Raw genomic sequence first — 14,519 nt, forward strand, 5'->3', positions numbered from 1 at the left:
CAAAATTTCATAATGGAGTTAGAATACAAAGATCACATAAGTCCGATTCTAAAGGACGGAGTAAAAAATTACCTAATTGATATAGACGGAACGATTACAGAAGATGTTCCTAACGAAGAGCCGGAAAGAATGGTTACCTGTGAGCCTTTTCCTGATGCTTTGGAAACCATTAACAGATGGTATGACGAAGGACATCAGATTTGTTTTTTCACTTCAAGAACTGAAAACCTGAAACAAATCACGATAGACTGGCTGGATAAACACGGGTTTAAATATCATAGTGTACTGTGTGGAAAACCAAGAGGAGGAAACTATCACTGGATAGATAACCATTTGGTAAGAGCTACAAGATATAAAGGTAAATTCACAGACCTTGTAGAAAAACAGGTAACCATTGAAGTTTTTAAAGAAGATTAAAAGTATAATTAAAGATTTAAAGATTAAACGATTAAAAGCAGATGCTTTTTCCTTTGATTTTTAAATCTTTTAATTTTTAAATAATTAGAAGTATTTTATGAAAGTTTTAGCAAACGATGGCTTAGATCAATCTGGAATTGATGCATTACAGGAGAAAGGTTTTGAAGTGATTACGACAAAAGTAGCACAGGAATTTTTGGTAGACTATATTAATGAGCACCAGATCCAAACGCTTTTGGTACGTAGCGCAACACAGGTAAGAAAAGATATTATTGATAATTGCCCGTCGATAGAGATTATCGGAAGAGGAGGAGTAGGAATGGATAATATTGATGTAGACTATGCCAGAGAAAAAGGTATACATGTAATCAATACACCTTCAGCTTCATCAGAATCCGTAGCTGAGTTGGTTTTTGCTCATTTGTTTTCAGGAGCAAGATTTTTACAGGATTCCAACAGAAAAATGCCTTTGGTGGGAGATACCGAATTTGCAGGTTTGAAAAAAGCTTATACGGCTGGAATCGAGTTGAAGGGAAAAACAATAGGAATTATTGGAATGGGGAGAATCGGCCAGGAAGTTGCTAAAATTGCTTTAGGTCTTGGAATGAGAGTGATTGCTGCTGATAATAATATAGGAAAAGCAAGCATTAAAGTGAAATTCTACAACAACCAGTTTATCAACGTAGATATAGAAACCGAACCTTTACAGGATGTGTTAAAGCATTCAGATTTTATTACCCTTCACGTTCCGGCTCAAAAAGACGGATATATGATCGGTAAAAACGAATTTGAAATGATGAAAGACGGGGTAGCTGTTGTTAATTGTTCAAGAGGAGGAGTAATCGATGAAGAAGCTTTAATTGATGCCTTAGATTCCGGAAAAGTAAGATTTGCGGGATTGGATGTTTTCATGAATGAACCGACTCCTTCTAAAAAGATATTAAATCACTCAAAAATTTCTTTGACACCGCACACAGGCGCCTCTACATTGGAAGCTCAGGATAGAATAGGACTTTCTCTGGCTGAACAGATTTCAAGTATTCTGCAAATTCAGTAAGAGAAAATGATATTAGAATAAAAACGCCGCAATTTGCGGCGTTTTTTTTATGAATTTTTAGCTTTCAATAAGTCTCTGATTTCCATTAATAATTTTTGGTCTTCTGTAGGTCCCGCCGGTGCAGGTGCTTCAGCAGGAGCTTCTTTTTTCAGCTTGTTGATTCCCTTAATCATAAGAAATAAAGCCAACGCTACTATAATAAAGGAAATGGTGGCAGATAAGAACATTCCATACTTAATAGCTGTACCCGGAATCACTAGGTCAGCCAGATTTTTTAAATTTAATTTTTCTAACGTAGGGGTTAAAATAGCAGGCGTAATAATATCCTCTACCAAAGAAGTGACAATTTTACCAAAAGCACCTCCAATAATTACCCCAATAGCTAAATCTACTACGTTCCCTTTAACGGCAAACTCTTTAAATTCTTTTAAAAATCCCATATTTATATTTTTTTAATTGTTCCGAAAACTCACCTGAATGAATAATATTCATTAAATTTAAGAAAAACATTTTAAGTGAAAATTTTTACAGCAAAAAAAATTAGACAATGTGATGAATTTACGATTGCCAATGAGCCTGTTTCTTCGATATTATTGATGGAACGGGCTGCAGAGTCGTGCGTTAATTGGATTTTAGAAAACTGTAAAATTCATAAAAGTTTTGCAATCTTTTGCGGAAATGGTAACAATGGAGGAGATGGATTGGCTATGGCGAGACTGCTTTATTTAAAGGGCTTTGATGTGGATGTTTTTGTAAAAGAGATAAAAGGAAATTTTTCTCAGGATGCAGCGATTAACTATCAAAAATTAAAAGATTTTTCGGGAATACATATTATAGAATTCAGAGATTTTCAGCAGGAAAAAATAACAGACCATACCATCTTCATTGACGCTGTTTTTGGAACAGGCTTATCCAGAAAGATAGAAGGAGAAGAACTGAAAATTATAAATGAACTGAACTCCTTACAGAACATAAAAATTTCAATAGATATTCCTTCGGGGTTATTTGCGGATGAAAATCTGGATGAAGATTCTGCTGTTTTCAAAGCGGATTATACACTAAGCTTTCAATTCTGGAAAAGAAGCTTTTTATATCCTGAAACAGGAAAATATACGGGTAAAGTTGTGATTTTAGACATCGGACTTCATCCTCAATATATTAATGAAACCCATACATCCCATTTTACTATTGATGATGAGGGTATTGAAAAAATATTTAAGACCAGAAATGAATATTCACACAAAGGAAGTTTTGGTAAAGCAGGAATTATCGGAGGAAGCTACGGTAAAATAGGAGCAGCCGTTCTGTCTGTGAAAGCTGCCTTGAAAAGTGGAGCAGGGCTTGTTTTTGCCTACAGCCCAAAATGCGGATATGAGACACTTCAAACTTCATCACCTGAAGCAATGTTCATAGAAGGCGGAAAAGATTATATTGAAAATATTGAAACTGATCAGGATATCGTCTTAGGAATCGGGCCGGGTTTAGGAACCCATCAGGAAACCGAAGTGAGTTTGCTGAAATTTCTAAGGGGGTATTCTTCGCCGTTGGTTTTGGATGCTGATGCGCTTAATATAATCTCTAAAAATCCATCCTTTATACAGTTGATTCCTGAAAATTCCATTATCACTCCACATCCCAAAGAATTCGAAAGGCTTTTCGGAAAAACAAAAGATTCTTTTGAAAGATCTGATCTTGCTGTTCAAAAAGCTGTTGAGCTCAAGATCTACATTGTATTAAAAGATCATCATACGCAAGTTGTAACTCCGGAAGGAAATATTTTTTACAATATTACAGGGAATTCAGGACTCGCGAAAGGAGGAAGCGGTGATATTCTGACAGGGATTTTAACATCCTTGTTAGCTCAGGGATATTCTTCGGAAAATGCGGCTGTTCTTGGAGTCTGGCTTCATGGAAAATCTGCAGATTTTGCAGCAGAAAAGCATTCTAAAGAATCGATGCAGCCTTCAGATGTAATTAAAGAATTAGAAACTACATTCCTATATATCAACAAAAAAGTCACAAAGAAATTGTGACTTTTTAATTATATTTTTTTAAAAAAATTATTCAGGTTTGGCATTTTCAGCTTCAGTTATTTTAAACTTTTTAGAATAAAGCATAATGATGACACCGGCTATCATAAACGGAATGGAAAGAATTTGTCCTGTATTTAATCCTCCAAACTGAATGAATTCGTTTCCTTGAGGTTCTTTTAAGAATTCTACAAAGAATCTGATCGCCCAAAGAATGATAAAAAATAAACCGAATAACCATCCTTGCTGATATTTTTTGTCTGTTTTTCTATATAATACCCATAAAAGGATAAACAGAAGTACATAACCTACTGCCTCAAATAACTGAGTAGGATACCTTGGAACGGTTACCCCGTATTCATCACTCATCTGAGGGAAAAGAAAAGCAAATGGAGAATCTGCTGCTACAGGTTTACCAATGATTTCCGAATTAAAGAAGTTCCCCATACGTACAAATGCACCTCCCAAAGCAACTACAATTCCCAATCTGTCATATACCCAGAAAGGATTTTTCTTAATGATTTTGAATGAGTAATACAATGTTGTTAAAATTAATGCAAGGGTTGCTCCATGACTGGCAAGACCAGAGAATCCTGTAAATTTGAATTCAGGTTTTGTCTGAATAGGTAAAAATACACTCCAGAAGTCCTGTTTGAAAAGCTCCGGCTGATAAAAAATAACGTGTCCTAATCTCGCTCCTAGAATTGTACCGATCAACGTCCATGTAAAAAGAGGCTCAAGGTATTTTTGATTAATATGATCAATAGTGAACATTCTCGTCATCAAAAGATATCCGAAACCAAAGGCAAAAATGAACATCAGACTATAATAATGCAGGGTAATGGGTCCCAGATGAATTCCGGTAGAAGGATCCCATATTTTATATTCAGTATCCAATGCAACCTGATCGGTTGGCTGTATTGCTTTTGGAACTTTTGCTAAATATTTATAATCTTCTTTATTTTGGGTAGGCTTAAAGTTTTTATCTAAAAACTGGTATCCACTCATTTTAAACATATTCAGTGAGCTGTCATAAAAAGCTCCCCATCCGCCTTTGGATTCCAGGTTAGCCGAATTTACAATAACAAGCGTATTATCACTTTTCTTATTTGAAAAATCTTTAAAAGTTTCAGCGTCAGTAGTAGAAAATACTTTTACGGCAATTTTTTCATTATTTACATTTAAGGTAGCGTCAGAAAGTCCTTCAGCATAATTTTGTGAAAAAAGATTTTGTGCTAAAAAAGCAAAAACCACGAGATAAAGTCTAAAGAATACATTACTCATTATAATGATGTTTTTTATATTAATGATTACACTTTGGAGGTACAGGATCATATCCGCTTCCTCCCCAAGGATGGCATTTTGAAATTCTTTTTACACCCAGCCAAAACCCTTTGAAAATTCCATGAACCTGTAATGCCTCTATCATATAATGTGAACAGGTAGGCTCATATCGACAGTTTTTAGGAAGTAAAGGCGAAATAAACCATTGGTAAAATCGTATTAATAGTACCAGTGGAAATGTGATGATTTTATTGAATGTAGGTTTCAAAACATTGCAAAAATAGCGTAAAAAATTGAAAATTAGTTTAAATTTGTTAGAAGTTTCGGAGCTTTACAGGTCTGTTTGTCGGATAAAATCCGGTGTTTGTCGATTTGCTGATTGCTCGTTTAAAATCGTAGAAATAATATTGTTCTGAACATTCACTTATATTAAATCTAAAAAATTGAATCAAAATATTCCATTAGCTGAAAAATTAAGACCCAAGACATTAGAAGATGTTTTAGGGCAGGAACATCTTACCGGAGAAAAGGGAACGATAAGAAAAATGCTGGAAAATGATACATTGAATTCTCTTATTTTCTGGGGCCCACCTGGAACAGGTAAAACAACTTTGGCTGAGATTATTTCTGAAAAATCCGGACGTAAGTTTTTTAAGCTTTCTGCAGTTTCTTCAGGCGTAAAAGATGTAAGAGATGTGATTGAAGATGCTAAAAAACAAAATCTGTTTTCCGGGAAATCTCCTATATTATTTATTGACGAAATACACCGGTTCAACAAATCTCAGCAGGATTCTCTTTTGCATGCAGTGGAAAAAGGCTGGGTGGTTTTGATTGGTGCAACAACAGAAAACCCAAGTTTTGAAGTTGTTTCTGCATTGCTTTCCAGAAGTCAGGTATATGTTTTAAAAGCTTTAACTTATGAAAAGCTTGAAGAACTCATTGATATTGCTTTGGCAAGATATAATAAAGATGAAGGTGAAAACTTTATAATTAAGGATAAGCAGGCTTTTATTCAGTATTCTGGAGGAGATGGGAGAAAGCTCATCAATTCCGTAGAACTTGTCCTGAATCAATTTAAAAAATCATCAAAAAAAGAAATTGATAATGATGATGTAATGTCTGTTTTACAAGAAACAATGGCATTGTATGATAAAAATGGTGAGCAGCATTATGATATCATTTCTGCATTTATAAAATCGATGCGAGGAAGTGACCCGAATGGCGCGGTGTACTGGTTGGCTAGAATGATTGCGGGTGGGGAAGATATTAAATTCATTGCAAGGAGAATGCTGATCTTGGCTGCTGAAGATATCGGATTGGCAAATCCTAATGCTTTAACGATAGCCAATAACTGCTTTCAGGCAGTAAATGTAATCGGAAATCCGGAGGCTAGGATTATTTTAAGTGAAACGGCAATTTATCTGGCGGTTTCTCCTAAGAGCAATTCTGCTTATACCGCAATAAATGATGCATTAGCCTTTGTAAAGAAGACCGGAAATTTACCGGTACCGCTTCATTTGAGAAATGCTCCCACAAAGCTGATGAAAGATTTAGATTACGGGAAAGAATATAAATATGCCCATTCTTATGAAGGGAATTTTGTAGATCAGGATTTTCTTCCGGAAGAAATAAAAGATTTGAAATTTTATGAGCCGGGAAATAATGCTACGGAAAAGAAAATTTATGATGAGCTCAAAAAGAAATGGAGCAACAAATATTAAAAAAGGTATCTCATTGAGATACCTTTTATAGTATAAGTCTTATTTAATTAATACTTTTCAAAAGTGGTGATAAATAATGTTTTTTTACCATTATATTCTTTTATCTCACCTTTTGCAATGATGTCGGAATAGATTTTGGTTGAAGCATCATTGAATTCATATCCTTCAATCACTACAGGATTATTTTCCGGAAGCTGGTATTGTGAGTTCAGTGTTGAAAGAGGCATCCAGTCTAAAGTTCCTGCATCTTTTTTGTATTTTACCTCTGTCAATCCGTTCTGAGCCAAATAACTGTATTTTTTTAAGTTTCCAGGAAGAGCAGCTGCTTTGTAAGGTGTTGTACTTTGTACCATTCCTTTTCTTGCATTAAATAGGTTTACAGTTCCTACAGCATCATTGCAAACAGCAAATTTTACATTTGGGTTTTTCTGTGCAAATAGGGTCACAGAAGCAAACATTAATAAAGAGTATAGAATTTTTTTCATAATCTAATAAATATAGGAATTAAAAACGCGATAAATATACTTCTTTTTTGTGAATCTTCAATATAAAAATGTGTTATTTTGAGAATCATGTAGAAATAAATATTTTGTCAATGTTATTTCCTATTTGATATAAACAAAAGCATCACCTTTAAGTGATGCTTTTGTTTATATATTATGTGTAAAGCAGTATATTAATTTGAAATCTTGCTTACAGATAGCTTAACTTTTCCATCTGTCAATAATCCTAAGTTTACACCTCCAGTTTCAACACCAAATGTGATGGTATCTCCTGCATTTAGCTGAATCATTGTATTTAATGAGGTTGAAGTTACGGGGACTGCAGCTAAAGTTATTCCTAAAATGGAAACTCTTACAGCATCAAATATCTTTTGGTCATATACAGTAGTTCCGTTTTTTATAACCCCTAATACTTTATTGCCTAATAAGCTTAAATCAACTCCACCTTCTAATTGAAACTCATAATTTACCTCATATAGACCCGCTTGTGATGCAGTATAAACACCATTTACGAATAATGCCTGATTACCAGCTTTTACATCTGTGGAAGTTAGATTTATTTTACTCCAGTTAGTTCCGGAAATACCTAAATTCAGTAATGACCATGCTCCGTCTTTCGATGCATATACAGCTGTACCTGAGCCTGAGCTTGTGCTTCCATATAAGGATTTCCATGTACTGCTAGTAGAATCATAGTAATAATGTCCAGGAGCTGTAACAGCAGCCGTTTTTGTGGTAGGCGTTGTTACTGCGGAAGTGACATATACTATTGTTCCATTTTGATTAGTTCCATACATAGAATCTTTAGCGGCTAATTGATTACCTGTAATTCTTGGAGGAATAAATCCATCCACTTTAGTTAGATCAGTTGGGCTGCCATTTACATCCAACGTTGCTGTGGGAGTAGTCGTATTAATCCCGACGTTTCCTGTCTGTGAATAGCCTGTTGCGAATAAGCCTAAAAAGATCAGGGTGTAGAAATTCTTTTTCATGTTTTTATATTTAATTGTTGTATTCAAGTAATTAGTGATGTAAATATAATAAAAATAATGATGGTTTTATAGTTTTTTTAATAGAAATAATCGCTTAAATATTTATTATATTTAATAATTTATTATAATTGTTGAGTTTTTAGTTTTTTATTCTTTTTTATTTGTTTTTTAATTAATTATTCACATTATTTTGATAATTTTTGTTTAAAATTTTAATTCCCTACTAGTGAAATAGTTTTTAAAAGGTATATTTTAATTTTAAATTATTGATATTCAAATGCTTTGTTTTATTTGGGTTAATAATATATCCCTATATGGTGAAAATAACATGAAAAATAAAGCCGTTTCAAAAAGGGATTTCTTCTAGATTCCTTGGTGATTTTGATCTTTAGGATTCCCAGAAAAGTATTTACTTTTTCGAAACAGCCTCAAATATCTTAGTTAGGGATTCCTTTCTTATTTATTTTGGTTCCAGTTTTTGTTAATAAGATCCATTAAAAATTCAGGACATTTAATGATTTTATTCGTTTCAGCTGATAGGAAGAATAGAGTGGTAGAAGCTTCAGTTAATTTTACCTGGTCTTCATTGTAAATTTCATATTCAAATTCTATTCTTACTCCCGGCTTTTTTTTCAGGTAAGTATGAATTTCTAATTTTTGATCATATAAAGCAGGTTTTAGATACTTAATTTTATACTCAGAAACGGGCAGCCAAATTCCTTGATTTTCAATCTCATTATAAGACATCCCTATACTGCGAAATAATTCGACTCTGCCTAATTCTAGGTACTCTGCATAGTTGCCATAATAGACATATTTCATAGGGTCTGTTTCTCCGTAACGTACTCGTATTGAGTGTGTTGTATGTATCATTTTTCGGTCTAAATTATACATACAAATATATTTTTAAATAATCAATACCTGCAATATTTTTTTTTGAAAATAAAAAATTGGACCTTTGTCTTCCTTCTAAAAATAATACTAACAAAGAATTAATCAGGGCATAAATATGGATGAAAATTTAATGATGATATGGCAGAAATGCCTTCAGTTTATGCGTGATAATCTTAACGCAGCTGAAGATAATTCTGATCTTAAAAAACTGGAAAAATCTTTCGACTTACTGTTTGACAAAGTGCAGCCAATTTCTTTGGTTGACAATAATCTTACGTTGATGGTTCCGAGTGATTTTTACAAAGAATATATTGAGGATAATTACCTGTCCCTGCTTTCTGCTGCCCTGAAGAAAAATATAGGAAAAGGTGTAAAACTTTGGTATTCTGTAATGGAAAATAAGCCGGTTGGTTTAGAAAAGCCTGTTACAATGAATATGAAAGGAAAAACAGTTCCTACTCCAAAAGTTCAGGAGACTATGCCGCAAGGTTTCTCTTCAAACATAGTTAACCCTTTTGTGGTTCCAGGAATTAAAAAAGTAAATATAGATTCTAATCTAAAATCGGATTTTTCTTTCGAAAACTATGTAGAAGGGGAAAGTAATAAATTTGCTGCTACAGTGGCGAGGTCTATTGCCAAAAGACCAGGTGCAACAGCTTTTAACCCGTTGTTTTTATATGGAGGTTATGGAGTTGGAAAAACGCATTTAGGTCAGGCTGTAGGACTTGAAGTAAAAAGCCAGTTTCCAGATAAAGTAGTTTTATATCTATCTTCTGAAAAATTTATCCAGCAGTTTATCTCGGCGGCAAAAGCGCATAAACAGACAGAATTTGCGAACTTTTATCAGATGGTAGATGTACTGATCATCGATGATATTCAGTTCCTGTCAGGAAAATCTGCAACACAGGATAGTTTCTTCCATATTTTTGACTATCTGCATCAGAATGGAAAACAGATTATCCTTACTTCAGATAAGGCTCCTGCAGATATTATGGATATTCAGGACAGAATTGTTTCCCGTTTCAAATGGGGACTTTCTGCAGAAATAAAATCTCCGGATTTAGAAACCCGTAAGAAAATCATTGAAGACAAATTAAGCAGAGACGGTATCGTTCTTACTGAAGATATGCTTGATTTCCTTGCTGCAGAAGCAAAGACAAACGTAAGAGAACTTATTGGGGTGATAAATTCGGTAATTGCGTACTCTACAATTTATAAGTCTGACTTAAGTTTAGAATTATTAAAAGATACCATCAATAAGATTGCAGCGAACCAGAAGAAAGTGATCAATATTCCTTTCATTCAGGAAGTGGTTTGCGATTATTTTGGAATTAAGAGAGAGCAGCTTTTATCTAAAACTAGAAAAAGAGAGATCGCTCTTCCAAGACAATTGGCAATGTATTTCGCTAAAGAATTTACCAATGCTACTTTTACTAAAATTGGTGAGGAAATGGGTGGAAAAGACCACTCTACGGTAATGTATGCCTGCGAAACGATAAAAGATGTGTCAAAAATCGATAAGGAAGTTAAAAAATACGTTAAAGAACTTACCGAAAGAATCAAGCACTAAAATAATTTAAATTAAATACAAGAGATGAAGAATATGACCTATTCTTCATTTTTTGTTTAGTTTTGCCTAATTAAAGTTTTTCTCATCACTAATTCTTTTAATTTCTAAATAAATATACATGAAAATACTAATGGTATGTTTGGGAAATATATGCAGAAGTCCTTTGGCAGAAGGAATTATGAAAACCAAGCTTCCTGACAGCTTTATAGTGGATTCTGCGGGTACAATTTCCATGCACGAAGGAGAGCATCCGGATAAAAGAACTATAAAAACAGCAGCAAACCATAAGATAGATATTTCAAAACAGCGCTCAAGACCTATTACAATCCTGGATTTTGAAAATTTTGATAAAATCTATTGTATGGATGCTAATGTATTAGCGGATGTGGTCTCAAAGGCTAAAAACGAAGAACAAAGACAAAAAATATCCTTATTTTTAGAAGCGGCAGGAGATCATAACCATACAGAAGTTCCCGATCCGTATTGGGGAGATATGAAAGATTTCGAAGAGGTTTTTCAGTTATTAGAGAAAGGCTGCAATAAGATTGCAGAGAATTTGCTTTAAAATCGTAATTTATAGATCAACATTACAATAATTCAATAGTATGCTTGTTTTACTTCCCGCTTATCTTTCAGAAAATACATCTATCACACATTTTTCACCTGTGATCAAAGAATACATCATGCAGACCGATTACTTCTTCGTAGAAAATGAAAAAACGGCAAGAAAAGTTGTCAAATTTTTTGCTCCTGAGAAAAAACAGTCTGATTTAAAACTTTTTCTTTTAGATAAATACACAGAAAATGCAGATATTAAAGAAGCACAACAATTAATGCTGAAAGGTCGGGATTTTGGATTGCTTTCAGAAGCAGGACTTCCCTGTATTGCAGATCCTGGAAATTTAATGGTGAAGTGGTGTCATGAGAAAAATATCAGAGTAATCCCGATTTCTGGACCCTCATCCATTATTTTAGCCCTTATTTCAAGTGGTTTTAATGGGCAGGAGTTTACATTTAACGGATACCTTCCAATCGATAAAAGCGAAAAGAAAAAACAGATTTTACACCTGGAAAGTTTAGTTCAAAAAACAGGATATTCCCAAATTTTTATGGAAACTCCTTACAGGAATAATCAGCTTTTTGAAGATCTGACGAAGTTTTTATCACCTAATACAAAGTTGTGTATTGCTGCCAATATTAATGATCCCGAGCTAGAATTTATCAAGACAAAAACTATTAAAGACTGGCAAAAACAAAAACCGGAACTTCATAAAATTCCTGCTGTATTTGTTTTAGGTAAATAATACAGAAAAGTTTAACTGTCATTCTGACGAAGGAAGAATCTCAAGTGTAATTAAAGATTCTTCATTACGCTTTGCTTCATTCAGAATGACAAACTAAACTGAGGATAGTTTATTGCAGGTTAATAAAAACAGATATTATTTCTTCTTTCTGCTTTTCCATTTTCTCCAAAGGAAAATAAAAACAGGTATCAATAAAAAGAATGGCCAAAGCGAAATAATTCCTAAGACAAAAGCAACAAAGCTATTCCAACCTTCCGTAACAGAATCTCCAAAACGGCTTCCAAAACCAATTTTTGATGTCGCGGAGCTTCTTATTTTTTCCTTGTATAAATTTAGGTTTAATGTACTGTAATTTACCCGGTCGTCAATAAAACGTAATCTGCCTTCTGATACATCGATCTCATCTTCAAGTTCCCGTATTTTTTCCTGAATTTCCAGCATATCTTTTGTGGTCGCCGCATTTTTCAGCATATCGCGGTACTTTTCAAGGTAAATTTTTTTGTTGGCTAATTTTATGGAAACATCGGTATATTCTTCTGTTACATCATTTGAAGATATATTTTTAGATAAAACAGAACCCACGCCGTTGGAAAAAGAATTTACAAGGATGTCAAAGTTTTTATGGGGAACTCTGATGGTAATGTATAAATTTTCATCTATATCTGTATTCTGAAACTCTTCCTTTTGAATATATGCCTGATTGTTTTTTATAATCTCATTGATCTGATCCTGCGATTTCTTAATATCTCCGACCTGGATTCTCATATCTCCATTTTTAATAATTTTCTTGGAAATAGTATCAATTCTTTGGGTTGAAGATGAAGTTTTGTTTTCTGAAGCAGCTTTCTCTGATGGATGAGATGCATATGACGCAACAGTGCTAACTGCAGCTACTTTATCTTCCTGTAGAACCTCAGATAAGTCAGCATGAACTTCTTCTTTAGCAATATTTTCAGATCTTTTACAGCCGATAATAAGTAAACAAAATAATAAGATAGATAATTTTTTCATACATAAAGTTTGGATATTTTTATCAAAAAGCATGCGAAAAATTAATTTTTATTTCAATTTTTTAATAATTTCCTAAAATTGATGTGATTTCTCATTGTTAGAGCGATCAAATACTTAAAATTGAATTTATTTTATATTTTTATTGAATGAAAAAGCATCTTTTAGCCATTATATGTTCTCCGTTTTTACTCTATGCTCAGGAAGTTCCGAAACTGACCAATGAAATGGCGATCAAATTATCCGAAAAACCGCTTCACTGTATCAATCAGGAGTATCCGAATAAAACCGCCCATATTATTAATAATGCTGGTGAAGTTACTTTGAGTCCAAAAGATCTGCATCCGAGCTTTTACGGGTGTTTTGACTGGCATAGCTCTGTTCATGGACATTGGATGCTGGTTCGTTTGTTAAAAACAAAACCGGATTTATCCATTACAAAAGACATTGAAAACCTTCTTGATAATTCCTTCAAAAAAGAGAACCTTCAGACAGAGGCGGATTATTTTACAAAATATGAATTAACCGCAACTTTTGAAAGAACATACGGTTGGGCTTGGTTACTGAAGTTGGATGAAGAATTGGCAACTTGGAATCATCCAAAAGCCAAAATCTGGCACCAGAATTTAAAACCTTTAACGGATAAGATTTTGAGCTCTTGGAAAACTTTTTTACCTAAACAGACCTATCCAAACAGAACAGGAGTCCATCCTAATACAGCATTTGCCATGGTCTTTGCTTTGGATTGGGCAAGAGCGACAGGTGATAAAACTTTCGAGAGTCAACTGATAGAAAAAGCAAAATATTTTTATTTAAATAATACAAAAACTCCAGCTTATCTTGAACCGGATGGATCGGATTTCTTTTCGCCGAGTTTAGAAATTGCAGATTTGATGAGAAGAGTTCTGCCTCAAAACGAATTTGTAAAGTGGCTCAATACATTCTACGAAAAACGAAGCCTTGAGAATATTGAAAAAATTCCTGTAGTAAGTGATCTGAGTGACTATCAAACCGTGCATTTAGTAGGGCTGTCTTTTTCAAAAGCATGGTGTATGAAAGGAATTGCAAAATCTCTTCCGGATAATCATCCATTGAAAAAAGAATTTCAAAAAACAGCCAACATATTTTTAAAGAATGGACTTCCGCTACTTTTCCAGGGGAATTACGGCGGCGATCATTGGCTGGCAAGTTTTGCAGTCTATGCTTTAGAAGATTAATACCTTATTCCAAGCTTTTTAAGAATAAAGCTTAATAACCAGATCGGACCAATCAGAAGGAATTGTAAATCTTTCAGAAAAGACGGTTTTTTGCCTTCAATTTTATGTCCTACAAATTGTAAAATCCAGGTGATGATAAATACGGCCAGGTAAAACATCCATGATTTTGCTCCGAAGGTGACGTTGGCTAAAGAAACAAAATGTTCCATTAAAAGCATTACAAAAATCATGATGAGTGCAATTCTCCATGATAATCTGAAATAGAAAATAGTTACAAGAACCAGAGCGATGAAGCTTGCAATGCTTAGAAAACCAAAATATTTCAGGTACATATTGGGAGTAGGGATATAGGAAATAAACCCTAAAATAGTCCAGAAGATCAAGGGAACACAGATCCAATGAATCAGTTTGTTAGTAGAGTTTCTGTGGCTATCGCCATATTCGGCAAGTAGCAAATCAATCTTTCTCATATCAGGCTATTTTGTAAAATACTAAAATAATAAATTTTTGCAATCGCTCAAG

16 protein-coding genes are annotated in these 14,519 nt (G+C 33.8%); 8 read left to right on the forward strand and 8 right to left on the reverse strand.

Annotated elements, in window-relative coordinates:
• Nucleotides 1–12 precede the first annotated feature (12 nt).
• Both P0Y62_01085 and P0Y62_01090 read left to right on the forward strand, forming a co-directional pair.
• Nucleotides 13–417, forward strand: a complete 405-nt coding sequence (locus P0Y62_01085) for a phosphoheptose isomerase (GenBank protein WEK70148.1) — start codon at nucleotides 13–15, stop codon at nucleotides 415–417.
• 97 nt (nucleotides 418–514) lie between these two features.
• On the forward strand, nucleotides 515–1,474 hold the full coding sequence (locus tag P0Y62_01090; GenBank protein WEK70149.1) for a D-2-hydroxyacid dehydrogenase: 960 nt from the start codon (nucleotides 515–517) through the stop codon (nucleotides 1,472–1,474).
• Nucleotides 1,475–1,521: 47 nt separating this feature from the next.
• Here P0Y62_01090 and mscL read toward each other — a convergent pair whose 3' ends face one another.
• Nucleotides 1,522–1,914: a large-conductance mechanosensitive channel protein MscL gene (mscL, locus tag P0Y62_01095; protein WEK70150.1), complete on the reverse strand. Its 393-nt coding sequence runs from the start codon at nucleotides 1,912–1,914 to the stop codon at nucleotides 1,522–1,524.
• Between the two features lie 75 nt (nucleotides 1,915–1,989).
• Here mscL and P0Y62_01100 point away from each other — a divergent pair, with 75 nt between their 5' ends.
• The gene (locus P0Y62_01100) at nucleotides 1,990–3,507 is read left to right on the forward strand and encodes an NAD(P)H-hydrate dehydratase (GenBank protein ID WEK70151.1); all 1,518 of its coding nucleotides are present in this window, start codon (nucleotides 1,990–1,992) and stop codon (nucleotides 3,505–3,507) included.
• Nucleotides 3,508–3,534: 27 nt separating this feature from the next.
• Here P0Y62_01100 and lgt read toward each other — a convergent pair whose 3' ends face one another.
• Both lgt and yidD read right to left on the reverse strand, forming a co-directional pair.
• Nucleotides 3,535–4,383 (reverse strand): prolipoprotein diacylglyceryl transferase, encoded by an 849-nt coding sequence (gene lgt / locus P0Y62_01105; GenBank protein ID WEK71767.1) that lies wholly within the window; start codon nucleotides 4,381–4,383, stop codon nucleotides 3,535–3,537.
• 424 nt (nucleotides 4,384–4,807) lie between these two features.
• Complete coding sequence (yidD, locus tag P0Y62_01110; GenBank protein WEK70152.1) at nucleotides 4,808–5,056, reverse strand: membrane protein insertion efficiency factor YidD; 249 nt, start codon at nucleotides 5,054–5,056, stop codon at nucleotides 4,808–4,810.
• Between the two features lie 175 nt (nucleotides 5,057–5,231).
• Here yidD and P0Y62_01115 point away from each other — a divergent pair, with 175 nt between their 5' ends.
• Complete coding sequence (locus P0Y62_01115; protein WEK70153.1) at nucleotides 5,232–6,509, forward strand: replication-associated recombination protein A; 1,278 nt, start codon at nucleotides 5,232–5,234, stop codon at nucleotides 6,507–6,509.
• A 47-nt stretch (nucleotides 6,510–6,556) separates the two neighbouring features.
• On the opposite strand, the gene P0Y62_01120 is transcribed toward P0Y62_01115, so the two are convergent.
• The 3 genes from P0Y62_01120 to P0Y62_01130 form a co-directional block, all read right to left on the reverse strand.
• Entirely contained in the window at nucleotides 6,557–6,994 is a 438-nt protein-coding gene (locus P0Y62_01120) for a hypothetical protein (GenBank protein ID WEK70154.1), read from the reverse strand.
• A gap of 191 nt (nucleotides 6,995–7,185) precedes the next feature.
• Nucleotides 7,186–8,004: a hypothetical protein gene (locus P0Y62_01125; protein ID WEK70155.1), complete on the reverse strand. Its 819-nt coding sequence runs from the start codon at nucleotides 8,002–8,004 to the stop codon at nucleotides 7,186–7,188.
• 456 nt (nucleotides 8,005–8,460) lie between these two features.
• Entirely contained in the window at nucleotides 8,461–8,877 is a 417-nt protein-coding gene (locus P0Y62_01130; GenBank protein WEK70156.1) for a thioesterase family protein, read from the reverse strand.
• Between the two features lie 136 nt (nucleotides 8,878–9,013).
• On the opposite strand from P0Y62_01130, the gene dnaA reads away from it, so the two are divergent.
• From dnaA to P0Y62_01145, 3 genes are all read left to right on the forward strand, one after another.
• Nucleotides 9,014–10,468: a chromosomal replication initiator protein DnaA gene (gene dnaA, locus P0Y62_01135; GenBank protein WEK70157.1), complete on the forward strand. Its 1,455-nt coding sequence runs from the start codon at nucleotides 9,014–9,016 to the stop codon at nucleotides 10,466–10,468.
• Between the two features lie 118 nt (nucleotides 10,469–10,586).
• Nucleotides 10,587–11,033, forward strand: a complete 447-nt coding sequence (locus tag P0Y62_01140; protein WEK70158.1) for a low molecular weight phosphotyrosine protein phosphatase — start codon at nucleotides 10,587–10,589, stop codon at nucleotides 11,031–11,033.
• 40 nt (nucleotides 11,034–11,073) lie between these two features.
• Nucleotides 11,074–11,772, forward strand: a complete 699-nt coding sequence (locus P0Y62_01145; GenBank protein WEK70159.1) for an SAM-dependent methyltransferase — start codon at nucleotides 11,074–11,076, stop codon at nucleotides 11,770–11,772.
• A 135-nt stretch (nucleotides 11,773–11,907) separates the two neighbouring features.
• Here P0Y62_01145 and P0Y62_01150 read toward each other — a convergent pair whose 3' ends face one another.
• Nucleotides 11,908–12,783, reverse strand: a complete 876-nt coding sequence (locus P0Y62_01150; GenBank protein ID WEK70160.1) for a DUF4349 domain-containing protein — start codon at nucleotides 12,781–12,783, stop codon at nucleotides 11,908–11,910.
• Between the two features lie 146 nt (nucleotides 12,784–12,929).
• Here P0Y62_01150 and P0Y62_01155 point away from each other — a divergent pair, with 146 nt between their 5' ends.
• Nucleotides 12,930–13,997, forward strand: a complete 1,068-nt coding sequence (locus tag P0Y62_01155; GenBank protein WEK70161.1) for a DUF2891 domain-containing protein — start codon at nucleotides 12,930–12,932, stop codon at nucleotides 13,995–13,997.
• On the opposite strand, the gene P0Y62_01160 is transcribed toward P0Y62_01155, so the two are convergent.
• Nucleotides 13,994–14,467 (reverse strand): DUF962 domain-containing protein, encoded by a 474-nt coding sequence (locus P0Y62_01160; protein ID WEK70162.1) that lies wholly within the window; start codon nucleotides 14,465–14,467, stop codon nucleotides 13,994–13,996. The two genes, P0Y62_01155 and P0Y62_01160, sit on opposite strands and share 4 nt — an antisense overlap.
• Nucleotides 14,468–14,519 lie beyond the last annotated feature (52 nt).

It is taken from the genome of Candidatus Chryseobacterium colombiense, assembly GCA_029203185.1.
In the GTDB taxonomy this organism is placed as follows: domain Bacteria; phylum Bacteroidota; class Bacteroidia; order Flavobacteriales; family Weeksellaceae; genus Chryseobacterium; species Chryseobacterium colombiense.